The sequence below is a fragment of the Nostoc sp. PA-18-2419 genome, assembly GCF_005869855.1.
Taxonomy (GTDB): Bacteria; Cyanobacteriota; Cyanobacteriia; order Cyanobacteriales; family Nostocaceae; genus Nostoc.
In genome coordinates this window covers 13,408-29,124 of record NZ_SZNH01000037.1, presented here as the reverse complement: position 1 = coordinate 29,124, position 15,717 = coordinate 13,408, and the positions used below count along the sequence as shown (strand labels likewise).

General features: G+C 40.1%; 11 protein-coding genes. 7 read left to right on the top strand and 4 right to left on the bottom strand.

Annotated features, from left to right (window positions below):
• Positions 1-37 precede the first annotated feature (37 nt).
• Complete coding sequence (gene btpA, locus FCR06_RS26555) at positions 38-886, bottom strand: photosystem I biogenesis protein BtpA (protein ID WP_138505106.1); 849 nt, start codon at positions 884-886, stop codon at positions 38-40.
• 810 nt (positions 887-1,696) lie between these two features.
• Here btpA and rimO point away from each other — a divergent pair.
• Positions 1,697-3,013 (top strand): 30S ribosomal protein S12 methylthiotransferase RimO, encoded by a 1,317-nt coding sequence (gene rimO, locus FCR06_RS26550; protein WP_138505104.1) that lies wholly within the window; start codon positions 1,697-1,699, stop codon positions 3,011-3,013.
• A gap of 99 nt (positions 3,014-3,112) precedes the next feature.
• Entirely contained in the window at positions 3,113-4,642 is a 1,530-nt protein-coding gene (locus tag FCR06_RS26545) for a DEAD/DEAH box helicase (protein WP_138505159.1), read from the top strand.
• Between the two features lie 207 nt (positions 4,643-4,849).
• Here the strand turns inward: FCR06_RS26545 and FCR06_RS26540 are convergent, their stop codons facing one another.
• Complete coding sequence (locus FCR06_RS26540) at positions 4,850-5,797, bottom strand: aldo/keto reductase (RefSeq protein WP_138505102.1); 948 nt, start codon at positions 5,795-5,797, stop codon at positions 4,850-4,852.
• Positions 5,798-6,236: 439 nt separating this feature from the next.
• On the opposite strand from FCR06_RS26540, the gene FCR06_RS33035 reads away from it, so the two are divergent.
• The 4 genes from FCR06_RS33035 (at position 6,237) to FCR06_RS26525 (ending at position 10,022) form a co-directional block, all read left to right on the top strand.
• Positions 6,237-6,500 (top strand): hypothetical protein, encoded by a 264-nt coding sequence (locus FCR06_RS33035; RefSeq protein WP_189523590.1) that lies wholly within the window; start codon positions 6,237-6,239, stop codon positions 6,498-6,500.
• Positions 6,501-6,808: 308 nt separating this feature from the next.
• Complete coding sequence (locus FCR06_RS26535; RefSeq protein WP_138505100.1) at positions 6,809-8,242, top strand: BCD family MFS transporter; 1,434 nt, start codon at positions 6,809-6,811, stop codon at positions 8,240-8,242.
• Between the two features lie 79 nt (positions 8,243-8,321).
• Entirely contained in the window at positions 8,322-9,128 is an 807-nt protein-coding gene (locus tag FCR06_RS26530) for an inositol monophosphatase family protein (RefSeq protein ID WP_138505099.1), read from the top strand.
• Between the two features lie 351 nt (positions 9,129-9,479).
• Entirely contained in the window at positions 9,480-10,022 is a 543-nt protein-coding gene (locus tag FCR06_RS26525) for a hypothetical protein (protein ID WP_138505097.1), read from the top strand.
• A gap of 227 nt (positions 10,023-10,249) precedes the next feature.
• On the opposite strand, the gene FCR06_RS26520 is transcribed toward FCR06_RS26525, so the two are convergent.
• Together FCR06_RS26520 and polA are read right to left on the bottom strand one after the other, a co-directional pair.
• Positions 10,250-11,185 carry an ABC transporter substrate-binding protein gene (locus FCR06_RS26520; protein WP_138505095.1) on the bottom strand — a complete coding sequence of 312 codons (936 nt, stop codon included), beginning with the start codon at positions 11,183-11,185 and terminating at the stop codon, positions 10,250-10,252.
• A 280-nt stretch (positions 11,186-11,465) separates the two neighbouring features.
• Positions 11,466-14,390 carry a DNA polymerase I gene (polA, locus tag FCR06_RS26515; RefSeq protein WP_138505093.1) on the bottom strand — a complete coding sequence of 975 codons (2,925 nt, stop codon included), beginning with the start codon at positions 14,388-14,390 and terminating at the stop codon, positions 11,466-11,468.
• Positions 14,391-14,641: 251 nt separating this feature from the next.
• Here polA and FCR06_RS26510 point away from each other — a divergent pair, with 251 nt between their 5' ends.
• Positions 14,642-15,349, top strand: coding sequence for a choice-of-anchor E domain-containing protein (locus tag FCR06_RS26510; protein WP_138505091.1), 708 nt, complete (start codon positions 14,642-14,644; stop codon positions 15,347-15,349).
• Positions 15,350-15,717 lie beyond the last annotated feature (368 nt).

Sequence of the window (15,717 nt, the reverse complement as noted above, 5' to 3'; positions counted from 1 at the left end):
CACTAGTCTCCAGTCCCGATTCTCTACTCCCCACTCCCTAAGAATGTAATTTCACTTGTCCTGCTGACTTGCTTTCACCTTTGGAGTTCCAACTGCGACGTGCAGCTTCCACAAATTGACTGACACGAATCGGGTCAATTGGTTGCTCTATCCGTCCGTGACGTTTCAAAGAACTGGAAACTATGACACCATCTGCTGCCTGCATCAATGTATCAATATTTTCCCAATTAGCCCCACTACCGATGAACACTGGCGTTCCAACTGCGGCACCACAAGCTAGTTCCAAATCTTCTAAGTTAGGAGGGCTACCAGTAGCCCAACCAGACAAAATTACTCCGTCTGCTAAACCCCTTTCAATGGTGTCTTTCACGGCGACTGTGAGATTAGGAGAACTCAAAGGACGGGCGTGCTTCACTAACACATCGGCCAGGATTTTAACATCGCTGCCTAACTCCCGTCGATAGCGGAGTAGTTGATGGGCTTCTCCCTCTATTAATCCCTGATCGGTTGCCATTACCCCTGTGAGAACGTTAACACGGATAAATTGTGCCTGGACACAGCTAGCGATCGCCATTGCACTTTTGGCGTCGTTTCGCAACACATTTAACCCCACAGGTAATGTCACCAAATTCTGTATCCGCTGCACCACAATGGTCATAGCACTCACAACCACTGGATCTACTTGGTTTTTAGTAAAGGGCGCGTCGAAAAAATTCTCTATAATCATGCCGTCAACCCCTCCACTTGCCAAAGCTGCAGCTTCTTGTTCGGCACGGTCAATTACCGCTTTCAAGCTACCTCCCCAACGGGGTGAGGTTGGCAGTGGTAGCAGGTGAACCACGCCAATAATCGGTGAGCGAGTTTTAAATAGCTGATATAAGTCCACGTCTTTAATTATTGCGAGGGATTGGGGATTAGAGACTAGAGATTAGAGGCTAGTACTACAAGGACCCAAATATACCTACAATTCAAAATACCTGAAAAGCTTAACTCATCAGCTTTTTTAATTTTGAATGATTTTACATAAGTCAATTTTACAAAACTCAGAATTCAGAACTCACAAGTGAATAATTCAGAATTCAGCATTCCTAAATACCCCATTCCCTTCATTAACATTAAATCTGTTTTTATGTTGGTCAGTTTGCTGCCTCCTTCTTAAGATGGAAATTGGCGTCAAACATGTCATAAGATATGTTAAGATAAAACTTGGCTACAAGAGGAGTTTGCCACTCACAACATGCGAGGCAGCTTTCCGTGGTTTAGGCGTCTCGTCCGCGCCCAGTCGTAGGACTTAGCCATTCGCCAGGGTAGCATTACTGCTTTATGGGCCTAGTCGCGAAGGCGATTTCCCTGAGGGTAGCGACTTCTCACAACAAGCCTTTTAGGCGGCTTCCCGATGGGTAGATTAAAAACGCATACGCCGTGGTAATGTAAAATACCAATAGGCGAATTGTTAAATAACATTACAAGTGTCAAATGTACCCAAAGACACTTCAATATACCCTGGGGAACAAATTGATAGGAATATCATAACATGACCTCTATTTTTATTATCAATAGGGTTATAGCTTAATGGGCATTTGCTGACAGTGGGAATTTGCCGCTGTTAATGTTCTCATGAGGATACTGATAGTAAAAAAGTAAAGTTAGTACTAGAACGATTTGATTAGAAAAAAACTGAAGATGTTTTCAAAATATGGGTGAAAAGCCAACAATTGCCATTTCTCACTTGGGCTGCGAGAAAAATCGAATTGATACAGAACACATGCTGGGAATGCTGGTAGAGGCAGGGTATGGTGTAGATACAAATGAAGAGTTAGCAGATTACGTTATTGTTAATACGTGTAGTTTTATTGAAGCAGCAAGACTTGAATCTGTCAGAACTTTGGTAGAACTGGCAGAAGCAAATAAAAAAATTGTGATTACTGGCTGTATGGCGCAACATTTTCAAGAACAACTTTTGGATGAGTTGCCCGAGGCAGTAGCAGTGGTAGGTACAGGCGATTATCAGAAAATTGTAAATGTAATTGAGCGTGTAGAACAAGGCGAACGGGTCAAACAGGTTAGTATCGAACCAACCTACATTGCCGACGAAACTACACCGCGCTATCGCACTACAACAGAAGGTGTAGCTTACCTCAGGGTTGCTGAAGGATGTGATTATCGTTGTGCGTTTTGTATAATTCCTCATTTAAGAGGAAACCAGCGATCGCGTACTATTGAATCGATAGTCGCTGAAGCTGAGCAGTTAGTTAGTCAAGGGGTACAAGAAATTATTTTAATTTCCCAAATCACGACTAATTACGGTCTGGATATTTATGGTCAGCCAAAGTTAGCCGAATTACTGCGTGCTTTGGGGAAAGTAAATATACCGTGGATCAGAATCCACTATGCTTATCCCACGGGATTGACACTAGATGTAATAGCCGCAATCAAAGAAACACCCAACGTCCTGCCGTATCTCGATTTGCCCTTGCAACATTCTCATGGAGAGATTCTCCGCGCCATGAACCGTCCCTGGCAAGGGCGTGTAAATGATGGGATTATAAATCGCATTAAAACGGCGCTACCAACAGCCGTACTGCGGACAACATTTATTGTTGGTTTTCCCGGAGAAACAAGCGAGCATTTTGAGCATTTACTAGAGTTCGTCCAACGGCATGAATTCGATCATGTTGGCGTGTTCACCTTTTCGCCAGAAGAAGGAACCCCCGCCTACAAGCTGCCAAATCAGTTATCTCAAGAAGTGATGGACGAACGCCGAGACCAACTGATGGAACTCCAGCAACCGATTTCCCAAAAGAAAAATCAACTGGAAGTAGGCAAAATTGTCGATGTCCTGATTGAGCAAGAAAATCCTGAAAGTGGTGAATTAATCGGTCGTTCAGGTAGATTTTCCCCAGAGGTCGATGGTCAAGTCTATGTCCAAGGACAGGCAAAGTTAGGAACCATCGTGCCAGTAGCGATTCACCACGCTGATACATACGACCTATACGGTCAAGTCAATAACTAAATTGTTATTTGTCCAAAGTCCAGTTGTCAGTTGTCGTTTGTAAATAAATAATGACCAATGACTAATCCAAAAATCCTTAGAGAAAATTTAGGAGAATTAATGAATCTTTCGTTTCAAGAATTAGGTATTTCCCAAGAACGCGTCGAGCAATTAGAAAAAATTGGCTTTACTACACCTACTAGTATTCAAACCCAAGCAATTCCTCAACTGTTGGCTGGTCGTGATGTGGTGGGTCAATCTCAAACTGGGACGGGTAAAACAGCAGCATTTTCACTGCCAATTTTAGAACGGCTGGATATTAATCAAAAAGCTGTGCAAGCCTTGGTTTTAACACCAACTCGTGAATTAGCGATGCAAGTTCACGATGCGATCGCTCAGTTTATCGGTAATGAAGGATTGCGGGTGTTAGCAATCTACGGTGGTCAATCAATTGAGCGGCAAATTTTACAACTCAAACGTGGCGTTCATATCGTCGTTGGCACCCCAGGGCGGGTAATAGATTTGCTTGATCGGGGCTGTTTAAAGCTCGATCAAGTGAAATGGTTTGTCTTAGATGAAGCCGATGAAATGTTAAGCATGGGCTTTATTGATGATGTGGTAAAAATCCTTTCCCAAGCACCTACAGAACGGCAAACAGCTTTATTCTCAGCTACAATGCCACCATCGATTCGCCAATTGGTGAACAAGTTTTTGCGATCCCCAGCGACAGTCACCGTTGAGCAACCAAAAGCTGCCCCCAACAAAATTAATCAGGTAGCTTACCTGATCCCCCGCCATTGGACAAAAGCCAAAGCTTTACAGCCGATTCTGGAAATGGAAGACCCAGAAACAGCTTTAATCTTTGTTCGCACTAGACGTACTGCCGCTGAACTCACCAATCAACTGCAAGCTGCTGGTCATAGTGTTGATGAATATCACGGTGACTTGTCCCAACAAGCCCGGGAGCGGTTACTGAGCAGGTTCCGAAATCGTCAAGTGCGTTGGGTGGTAGCAACTGATATTGCCGCACGTGGATTAGATGTCGATCAACTTTCTCATGTGATCAACTACGACTTACCCGATAGCGTAGAAACATACGTGCATCGCATTGGTCGTACTGGTCGTGCTGGTAAAGAAGGAACCGCAATTTCTTTAGTACAGCCATTTGAGCGGCGCAAGCAGCAGACATTTGAACGTCATAACCGCCAAGCTTGGCAAGTGCTGTCAATTCCCACACGGGCACAAATTGAAGCACGGCACATTCTGAAATTGCAGGAGCAAGTTAGGGAAGCCTTGGCTGGCGAACGTTTAGCTTCATTTTTGCCGATTGTCAGCGAATTGATTGAAAAATATGATGCTCAGGCGATCGCCGCAGCTGCATTGCAAATCGCTTACGATCAAACTCGTCCTGCTTGGTTGCAATCTGAGGTAGAAATTCCTCAAGAGGAACCCGCCACTCCCAAACCGAGACTTGCCAAGCGCCAATCTTCTGGTGAGCGTCCCCGTTCTGCTTGGAAATCAGATAGTGTTGTTGGGGAAGAAGAAAGAAGTGGTACTCCCAAGCCTAAACTGCGGACAAGCCGTCGTGATGCTTCTGTCTCACCTACTCAAAAGTTAGGTTCACCTACAGCTAGGGAATCTGCTTCTTAGTTAAAAGTTAATAAGTTTTGGATTTTAGATTTTTACTTCAATCCAAAATTCTAAATTCAAAATCTAAAATTGACACAGTTAAGAGTTAAGAGTTAGGAGTTAAAATGTTGACTTTGGACTCTTGACTTTTTGACTTTTTAGCTAACTTTGCTGGGAACTTACAGTTTCACTAACTATAGTCCCCTGCTTTTATGTACTTCAAAAATACTACAGCCAAGGACGGCTAACTTTTTCTAACTCTTGAATTTCATCCTCGTTCAATCTCCAACCCAAAGCCCCAGCATTTTGACGTACCTGTTCGGCTGTCTTCACCCCTGCAATCGGAATGACGTTACCCTGAGAAATTAACCAGTTGAGAGCAACTTGGGCTGGGGTGCGATCGTATTTTTCTCCAAAGTTATGCAGCAAAGATATTACTGGTGCAATTTTTTGTAAGCCTTGTTTACTAAATCGTGGGTCTATTTTTCTTGCACCAGTAGGGGTTTCGGCACTATCAATACTGTATTTACCTGTCAGCAATCCCTGAGCTAAAGGACTATAAGCCAAAAGAGTCACACCCAACTCACGGGCAGTTGCGAGAATGTCCTTGCTTTCAATTTGACGACTGAGTAAAGAATAACGTACTTGGTTCACAGCCAAAGGTACTCCACGATCTGCCAATATTTGATGGGCATCTCGCATTTGCTCTGCTGAGTAATTACTCACACCGACTGCGGCAATTCTACCCCGCTTCACTTCATCGGCTAAGGCGTTCATCAGAGTTTTTTGACTTAAAAAGAAGGCAAAAGGCCAATGTACTTGGTAGAGGGCAATTTGCTCTACTTGTAGGCGTTTGAGACTCTGTGTTAAAGCATCACAGACAGATTGACCAGTAAATCGCCAGGGTAGGGGGCCAAATTTTGTGGCGATTTGCACAGGTTGTTGTGTCTGTTGCATAAATTGCCCCAACAATTTCTCTGATAATCCCATTCCGTAAACTTCGGCAGTGTCAAAAAAGTTTACACCAGCTTGTAGCGCTGCGATGAAGGCTTCTTTTAACTGTTCTGGACCGTAGTCATTGCCATAATTCCAAAAAAGTTTGTCGCCCCAAGCCCAAGTACCTATACACAAAGGTGTAACAACTGGGCCATTTTGCCCTAATGTAATAGTTTCCATGTTGGCAAAATTTAATTTATTTACATTTCTTTACTTTTTTAGTGTAGCGTTACAGACAAAATTGGGGACTTTGCTGTTTGAGAATATGAATTTATCTCACGCAGAAGCCCAGACCCCATAACCCTGTTCTGTCACTCTCCGAAAACATTTGCCATTTGTGAATTCTAGAGCTTTTATCTACCAGGCGATCGCTCGATTATTTTCTAATAACAAATACAAGACCTATTTTTTTCTAATAGTAAAGCCTGTATTGACCGACTGATATAGCTTTCAAAGATTGGTTACTCGGAAAGTGACAAAAGAGGGATAAGTTGGGATTTTTCAAAGCTAATCCTGCTTAGCTTGATTGCAAGGTCGTGGTTCACTAATCGAACCTGTACTTGACTTTCATGTGTGTTGTTTATAAAGTTAATGACTCTTAAAATCCTTAAGAAAAATTATGAAAAACTGGATTCCACCTATTCTCTTTTCATCCACCTCTAATAAAGAATTAGGTTTAGAATATGGGATTAAAAAAAATCCACAAAGTGGTGAAAGGTTTACCTACTGTATTGATAGAGCGCAATTTCAACCGTTAAATTGGGTTACAGGCAATTTAGAACTTAAAAAATATTTAGAAACTCAAGGCTTTAAAAATGTTGTAATTGAAGAGTTGAATGGTTGGATAGGCTTGGAAAAGATAGCTCTTGCAGATTTCGGTTGATAAATTAACACTAAAACTAGTTCAAAAAGTAAATCAGGAAAGCGCTTAAAAATTTGATAGTAGATGGAGTCTCGTTTCACTACTTCATCCTAAAATTCTCTAGTTATCCGATCGCAAATTTCAAGCAAGCCATAAAAATTAATCTTAACTAGGCTCTAGCGTGTGCTAACCGAGGTTTTGCTTATGTTGGGAAGATAAGCAGGGTACGTTCGCAACTTCCACTTTTCGTTCGCTCCTTTGCAACAGGTAGGGTTTATCTTTATTTAAAGAGAGAGATTAAGTCCTATTAAGCATACGAAAAAGTAGCTATGGCAAGCGGTGAAGTATTTGATACCCAAACAAAATCCCTATCTGTGCTAAGAGTAAACCTGCTGACCATGTTTCGGCTAGGTTTGTTTCAAATGGGGTTGAGCATGATGTCCATCTTGACTCTGGGAGTACTCAACAGAGTCATGATTCAAGAAATAGCAATTCCAGCAACGCTAGTCTCAGTAGTTTTAGCACTGCCCTTATTTGTTGCTCCTTCGCGTATCTGGTTCGGGCAGATTTCAGATGCCAAGCCGTTATGGGGTTCCCATCGCACGGCTTATGTTTGGGTGGGGGCGGCGATATTTGCGATCGCCGCATTTTTAGCTGTACAAGTAATGTGGCAGCTCGACTTTGCTGCAAGTAGTGCAGGCGGCTGGGTATGGACAACCCAAACAATTGGCTGGACAGCACTTCTGTCCCTTGTCTTCGCAGTTTACGGTCTAGGAATTTGTGTTAGTAGTACTGCTTTTGCTGCTTTGTTGGTAGATATATCTGAAGAAGATAACCGTTCTAAAGTAGTTGGTGTAGTTTGGTCGATGCTGATGGTGGGGATCATTATCGGGGCGATTCTCAGTTCCAGCTTGCTCAAACAATTAACACCCGAAGCAACCGTAGCCACCTTACAAGCATCAGTCAACAGATTATTTATTACCGTCCCAGTAATTGTATTGGCTTTGGCATTCATAGCGACATTGGGCGTAGAAAAAAAATATTCCCAATATTTAAGCCGTTCTACAGTAGTGAACCGAGAAGACAGCATTACTCTAGGCAATGCTTGGAAAATCTTGACAGCTAGTCGGCAAACAGGTTTGTTTTTCACCTTTTTACTGGTGATGACCATTAGCTTGTTCATGCAAGACCCGATTTTAGAACCTTACGCTGGTCAAGTATTTAAAATGCCTTTGGCTGAAAGTACTAAACTGAATGCTTTTTACGGAATAGGTATACTAATTGGSTACGTTATCACTGGGTTTTTGGTGGTGCCACTTTTGGGTAAGCGCAGAACTGCACGCCTGGGCTGTATTTTAGTAGCATTCGCCGCCGGATTGCTAGCTATATCAGGATTTTCTGCTAATCCAGGCTTCCTGAAATTTGGTTTAGTTTTGTTTGGTCTGGCCGCAGGTTTCTTAACTACCGCAGCAATTAGCTTGATGTTAGATTTGACAGCAGMCGAAGCCGCAGGTACGTTTATTGGGGCTTGGGGGTTAGCGCAGTCGATATCCAGAGGATTAGCAGTGGTCATCGGTGGTACCCTGTTGGATCTGGGGCGCAATCTGCTACCAAACTTAGTTTTAGCTTATGGACTAGTATTTGCCTTAGAAGCTGTGGGAATGGTGCTGTCGATTTGGTTTCTCAATCGGGTAAATGTCGCAGAATTTCAAACAAATACAAAGCTTGCGATCGCTTCTGTTCTAGAAAGTGATTTAGACTAAATTGGGGCATGAGGCATGGGGCATTGGGCATTAGTTATTAGACGATTGATAAATGACAAATGACAAATGACAACTAACCATGAATGATTTTTGGACAACAATTCTTGATTTTGCCCAAACTACCACTACCAGAGTGGGCAAACAGCTAATGCAAGATTTTGGACAAGTACAGGCTTCACAAAAAGCCGATGGTACTTTGGTGACGCAAGCCGATAAATGGGCAGATCAAGAAATTCGGGATGCGATCGCTTCTAATTTCTCTGGTTACGGCATTTTGAGCGAAGAAAGCGAACGCTCTTTTCCCGGTACAGAATGGTGCTGGGTAATTGACCCCCTCGATGGTACAACCAACTTCACACGCGGCATTCCCATCTGGTCAATTTCTCTAGGTTTACTGTATCAAGGCATTCCAATTTTTGGTTATGTTTACGCACCACCCCTGAATCAAGCTTTTCATGGTTTTTGGGCAGGTTCATCTGGTTTAGCAACACCAACTGGAGCATTTCTCAACCATCACCCCATCCACACCAGTAGTGATAGTCCTACCAATAATCATTTTTTTAACCTCTGTTCCCGGAGTACCGCAATTATCCGCAACGGCTTTCCCTGCAAAATTCGCATGTTGGGTGTGGCTAGCTATAACTTTTTGACAGTTGCAACTGGGGCGACTCTGGGTGGGATTGAGGCGACACCAAAAGTTTGGGACTTAGCAGGGGCTTGGGTAATTGTCCAAGCTGCTGGCGGTGTCTGGTTGTCACTTAATTCTGAACCGTTTCCGCTGTCACCGGGAGAAGATTATAGCGATCGCTCTTTTCCCACCCTCGTAGTTAGCCGCCCAGAATTGGTTCCGGTATTTGAACCTTTTCTAGAAAGCGTAAAAATTTAAGTAGCTAATTGGCTGCCTATAAACAAAATTTCTTTTGTCAAAAAGTTTTTTAGGCAGCATACTATACATAAAACTAAATGAAACCTTTGTTAAAGAGCGGTTTCAGTATACTTAAAACTCTTGTCCTTCATTTAGCAAGTGACAGTACCAGTATAAATGCTAATTTGCACTATGTTGGGCTTACTTTAGGCTAGGTCACTAAGTATATACAGCAAATTGCAAGTAAGTGAGGTACAAAATCCAAGACTGATTCATCACAGGTAAACAGTTTCTACCTCCTGTCTCCAGCAAGAACTGCCTCAAAACCCGTAACTTTGTACTTCATGCAAATGAAAACTGCTGTAAAACTTTATGTTGTCTAATCTCGATTTGATTCAAGAATTTATCCGAAACTCTATCCATAAAAAAGACATTTTGTTGTCAAACCCTTCTTTGACAGCGCAAACAGTTTATAAAACCAACCAACTAAGTGCAAAATCTGAGGGCATGATTGCGATCGCCCAAATATCTAATACACTATGTGAATTCTCAATTTATCCAAACTCATCCCATTGGGAATTAATAAATCAGGCATTAGCAGAATGTAGTTATCTTCTCAAAGGAGAAATTGATAGTCGGGGTTTCTATCAGTATCAATACTGTGAAATTCCCAAAGGCTATCAAATGCAGTGTACTAAATCTGTGCTGCTATGGCGGGCTTGGTGGAAATATCGCAAGTATACTTTGCGACCAGGAATTCCCTTGGAACTTTTGATTAGGACACGAGAGTCATGGTATCCAATCAGAGATTTAATTATTAGTGACGGACTTCTTTATATAAAAACCTTAGGAAGCGAGATAGCACTTGACTCGAATGACCTAGTTACTTGGTTAAAAAAAATCGAGGTAAGTTAATGCAACCTAATACTATTTTGGATTTTTTAATTTTAAATTTTAGATTGTAGATTATCTCTTTTAAGAAACAATCTTATACTATTTCACGAGCGGATATCGTGTGCCAACAACCATAGCTTAATAATATTTATTTCAGCTTCTTAATACTGCTATCTTGGTTTTGCTTCTTTCGCCCTTCTTGGAGGCGCGCTTGCATTAAAGACTCACATTTAATTACATTTATTTGGCTAAGTACGCTTTGATGCGAACAAATCTTGCTTCAACTGACCACAAGCCTTTTCTATTGCATCTATACTACCTGGATTCACTAGACCATAATAATCAAACATATAAATTCGGTTGTTTTGAGTCGCTTGTAATTGCTTCCAAAAAGCCTCCTTTTTTAAATAATCTAAAAGCCCTGCTTCCGAATTACCTTGTGGAGGATTAACCAAAATTATCACCTCTGGATTTGCTTCTAAAACTTTCTCAGCCGAAAGCGTCACATAGCCACCAACTGGACTTTTTCCTTGTAATTCTGCTGCCAGATTTTTCACCTTAAATTTCGTTAGTATATCTCCCGCCCAACTATTTTTATTCGGGGCTAAAATTGGTTGACGACTAACTAGCACCAAACCTGTAAGACTCTGATTAGGCTGTTCTATCAAGAAAGTTTTGTAACGATTTAACAAAGGCTGAGGATTAGCATTAATTAACTTAGCCAGTGTTTTAGTCAACTCTTCTAAAGATTCCCAGTTATTAACCTGAGTAAGCAAAGTTGGAATTCCTAATTGCTTAATTTTTTGAATTGGAATAGTAGAAAAACCTTCTGCGCCAATAACTAAATCAGGTTTTAGTGCTACAATTTTTTCTAAATTAGGATAATTTTGACCTTCACTAACACGAGGAATATTTTTAAATCGAGGGTCATTATTAAATAATTTACTACCAGTAATTCCAACTATTTTTGTTTGGTCGAGTTCAGCGATAATGTCAGCAGAAAGAGAAGAAAGAGCAACAACTCTTTTGGCCGATTCTTTTGGTAATTGCGGAGAATTTATATTAGTACTTTCAGTAGTATTTCCTACTTTTGGTTGTGGATACTGAGTAGTTGCAGTTGTGCAAGCAATTAAAACAATACTTAAAAAAATTGCTAAGGTAGATAAAAACCAACGACGATACATATTAAAATTCCTTTTAGTAAAAATGGCGTGAAAAACAAACTCAGCACCATATTTAAAAATAGCAAATACAACTTCTATATGATTTATATTTAATTTTTCTAATATATAAAATGTTTATGACTTAAGTAAAAGTTACTACTAATAATTAAGTTTAAAAATTTTTGAGTTAATAATATCAAATGCAATTTAACTGCAATGCGACTTATAACTGACGGTGCAAACATTAATAAAAGAAAACGCAATTGCTAGCTTTACTTAAGTGAATAATTTACTATTTAACTTACTTCGTCTCCATCCAATTTTCACCAACACGCGCATCCACTACTAACGGTACACTCAATTGTACTGCGTTTTCCATTACTGATTTAATTTGTGGTTGTAATTCTTCCAACTCACCAGGAGGAATTTCAAATACTAATTCATCGTGAACTTGTAATAATAAACGTGCCTGATATTTCTGCAACACCTCATGCAGTTCCACCATCGCAATTTTGATAATATCAGCGTTGGAACCTTGAATTGGTGCATTAGCAGCGGAGCGTAGTAAACCGGCATCATAAGCACCCAAATTCTTCAATTTACTCAAATCAATATCTTCTGGGTTACTGCCTTTTAATTTGCGTAAACTGTTGTTAGTAAATTCAAAATAACGACGACGACCAAGAATAGTTTCTACATAACCTTGAGCGATCGCTTGTTTTTTCATTCGCTCCAAATATGCAAAAACTTGAGGATATCGTTGATTAAACCGCTTAATAAACTCGTTGGCAATATTCTTATCTATCCCAGTTGAACGGGAAAATCTTAGAGAACCCATTCCATAAATTACACCAAAATTAATCGTTTTTGCTACTCCTCGTTCTTGTGAGGTAATATTTTCTTTTTCAAATACTAATCGCGCCGTCACAGTATGAACATCTTCATTTTGCTGATATGCTTGCACTAATATCGGCTCTTGACTCAAATGAGCCAAAATTCGCAATTCTATTTGTGAGTAATCAGCAGCCATCATTAACCAACCTGGTTCTGGCAAAAATGCCTTCCGAATTTGACGACTAAAAGCTGTACGGATAGGGATATTTTGCAAATTCGGATTAGAAGAAGATAATCTACCAGTTGATGTTGCTGCTTGATTAAAATCAGTATGCACCCGATAAGTATCTGGACGCACTAAAGCTGGTAATGCATCTACGTAAGTAGACTTTAATTTAGATAAAGTGCGGTACTCAGTGATGGTCTCAACAAATCCAGTTTGATCGATTTCTTGAAGTTTCTCTAACGTTGCTGCATCTGTAGAATAGCCGGTTTGAATTTTCCGAGAATATTTGGTACTTAATCCCAATTTTTCAAACAATATTTGGCTCAATTGTTTAGGAGAACCCAAGTTAAAGTTTTCCCCGGCTATTTCAGTAGCTTTCTGTTTTAATCTGACTAACTCTGTTTCTAAATGCTGTGAAAGTTCTTGTAAATAAGCTGAATTAATGCGGACACCTGTGTATTCCATTTGCGCTAAAACTGCTTCTAGCGGTTGTTCTACTTTCACTAGTAGCTTAGACAAAGCTGGAGTTTTCTCCATTTCTGCACGCAATTTCGGCACTAAACCAAAGGTAGAATAAACATCCATACCACAGTAATCTGCTACTGAGGGAATATCTATATCAGCGATGGTTTTGCCTTTCGGAACTAAATCTAAATAGCTTTTTGCCGTTATTCCCAAATATCGCTGTGCTAAATCCATCAAATTATGGCTAGAATCTGGATTTAGCAGATAACTTGCCAGCATTGGATCGAATACCACTCCATCTAAGTTAATTCCTTGACACTTGAAAACTAAACGGTCGAATTTCGCATTCTGTAAAGTTTTGGGATAATTAGCACTTTCAAGAATTGGACGTAGTGCCTCTAGCACTACATCTTGATTCAAATTTTCTCCGATTTTGTGACCAAGAGGAATGTACGCTACTTCATCTGGTTTCATTCCCCAGCAGCAACCAATTCCTACTAATTCAGCATCTCTTGGTTCTAAATCGGTGGTTTCAGTGTCCCAAGCAACAGGTATTTCTGGATTGGTGAACTTTTGCAAAACTTTAATTAATTTAGTCAGTTTGGCTTCAGTATTAATGATGCGCGGTTCGATTGATGAAGAAGTAGGTTTTTCTTGTGCAGCTTGTGTTTCAGCAAAACTAAAAAATGAAAGAGCCACGTCTTCAAATTCGGTTTCTACATCAGCTTTTTCTGCTTTTTGTGCTTCTGCAACTGTACCACCAAAACGTTGCTGGAGGTCGTTTATTTTACCTAAAAAAGACTTAAACTCTAACTTTTCTAAAATTTCTGAGAGGACGCTTGTATCAAATCCTTTTAATTTGCTATCTTCTAAATCAATTTCTAGAGGAACATCCAAAATAATAGTTGCCAAATAACGAGATTTCTGGGCATCTTCTTTACCTGCTGCCAACTTTTTATGAGTTGCACCGGGAATTTCATCTAAGGCAGCATAAACATTATCCAGCGAACCATAGGTATTTAACAACTGTACTGCTGTCTTTTCTCCAATTCCTTTAACTCCAGGAATATTATCCGATTTATCACCACAAAGAGCTTTGAAATCAATAATTTGTGAAGGTAAAACTCCTAATTTTTCTTTAACTTGCACTGCTTCAAATTCTGTAATACTATTTGTAGACCGCTTCAAGGCATCTGGACTAAAATTCAGAACAGTGATTTCTTTTTCAGCATCTATCAGTTGAAATAAATCGCGATCGCCAGTGAGAATCTTTACCCTATATCCAGCAGCAGTTACTCGTTGTGATAAAGTTCCCAAAACATCATCTGCCTCATAACCAGGAGCAGTGTAAATTGGTAAATTCAAGCCATTGAGCAACTCGTGCAGATTTTCTAAATCGGGAATAAAGTCTTCTGGTGTTTCTTTGCGATCAGCTTTATATGTATCATCAGTTTCATGCCTGAAGGTTGGCAAACCCAAATCAAAGGCTACAGCCATTGCTTGAGGCTGTTGTGTTGCCATTACCTCTAACAAGCACTTAATAAAACCAAAACATACACTTGTGGGAATACCCGTCTTTGTACGTAGTCCTCCATCTCGCCCTTTAGCGAAGGCAAAGTATGAACGATAAGCCAAGGAGTGTCCATCTACGAGGATGAACGTCGGACGTGTCGGGGTTGCAGTAACAGAAGTTTGAGACATAGCCTTATTTTAGCTAGAAGCTTCGTTATTTACATCTTGCATCAGTTGGTTTCTCGAAATTCGTATCTGCTGGGATAGCTTTCTTCACAAAATTTCATATAACTGCCAAAAATATATGTTTGTTAAAGCAAATTGAACATCAAAACTTTATATAAATTTCGGTGTATTTATCAAGCCTAGAAGCAAAATTTCCGAGTTACAAATAATTTAGTAATCCCGTGTTCACTCGGCTTATAAAAGCATCTTCCATTATGACAACAAAACTTTTGAACATTCTAGGTGCTGCCACAACTGTGGCAGGAATTGTTGCAACTTCTGGAATAGCTAATGCAGCTTCTCTCTCATACACTAATTCTACCAATTATCAATTTACAGATATCATTGATGCACCATTGAGTGTGCAAAAATTTAACTCATCTCTGGGCAAACTCCAAGGTGTAACCATAGAATTTACTGGTGATATCCTTGGTAATGCAGGTTTTGAAAATAGAAGTCCAACCCCAAGTCAAGCTACAGTAAATCTTGGCAGTCAATTGAACTTACAATTAAATAATCAATCTTTGTTAGCACTGAATCCACAATATACTTCCAGTTACCAAGTTGCTAAATATGATGGTGTCACTGATTATAGTGGCAAATCTGGCAAGACTTTTTCAGACTTAACTGCTACACAGTCTGGTACTAAGTCTTTCACTGATACGCAATTCTTGCAGTCTTTCATTGGTAATGGCAACGTAAACTTTTTGTTCTCGGCTTTAGCCGACTCGCTAGTTACAGGATCGGGCAACATGAGATCCTATATTGATACATATGCAAAAGCAAGTATTAAAGTAACTTATAATTATGAAGAGTTAAAGTCTGTACCTGAAGCATCAACTACCCTTGGAATAGGTTTAGTTGCTGGGCTTTGTCTATTGTCACAACGTAAAAAAAGCTCAATCAAGGTGTTAAATTCATAAACTTTACTAAAATAGGTAGTTTTCATTCAATCTATCAATCTAATTATCTAACTTAAATGTAAATCCCCGATTTTTTCGAGAATCGGGTTTTTTTATTGCGACTATAGCAATCCTGTTTGAGTTGTGAAATTAGTTGGTAGGCAATAGTCTTTACTGGTCGCTAGATAACTGCTAATACCAATTTGTAAGATGATTATGACAAATTCACTAAGGCTATTCCCAATCTAAATCTGTCTTGAAAAGTAACCTTCCTATCCTAAAAAGTGACGTGCCTGCGTTGAAGAGAGCTGATTAACAGTTCAGCGCAAGCCGGTGAGTTGTGACTTTTCGCAAAATCTCAAATCAAAAATGGTATAACCTCTTACTGG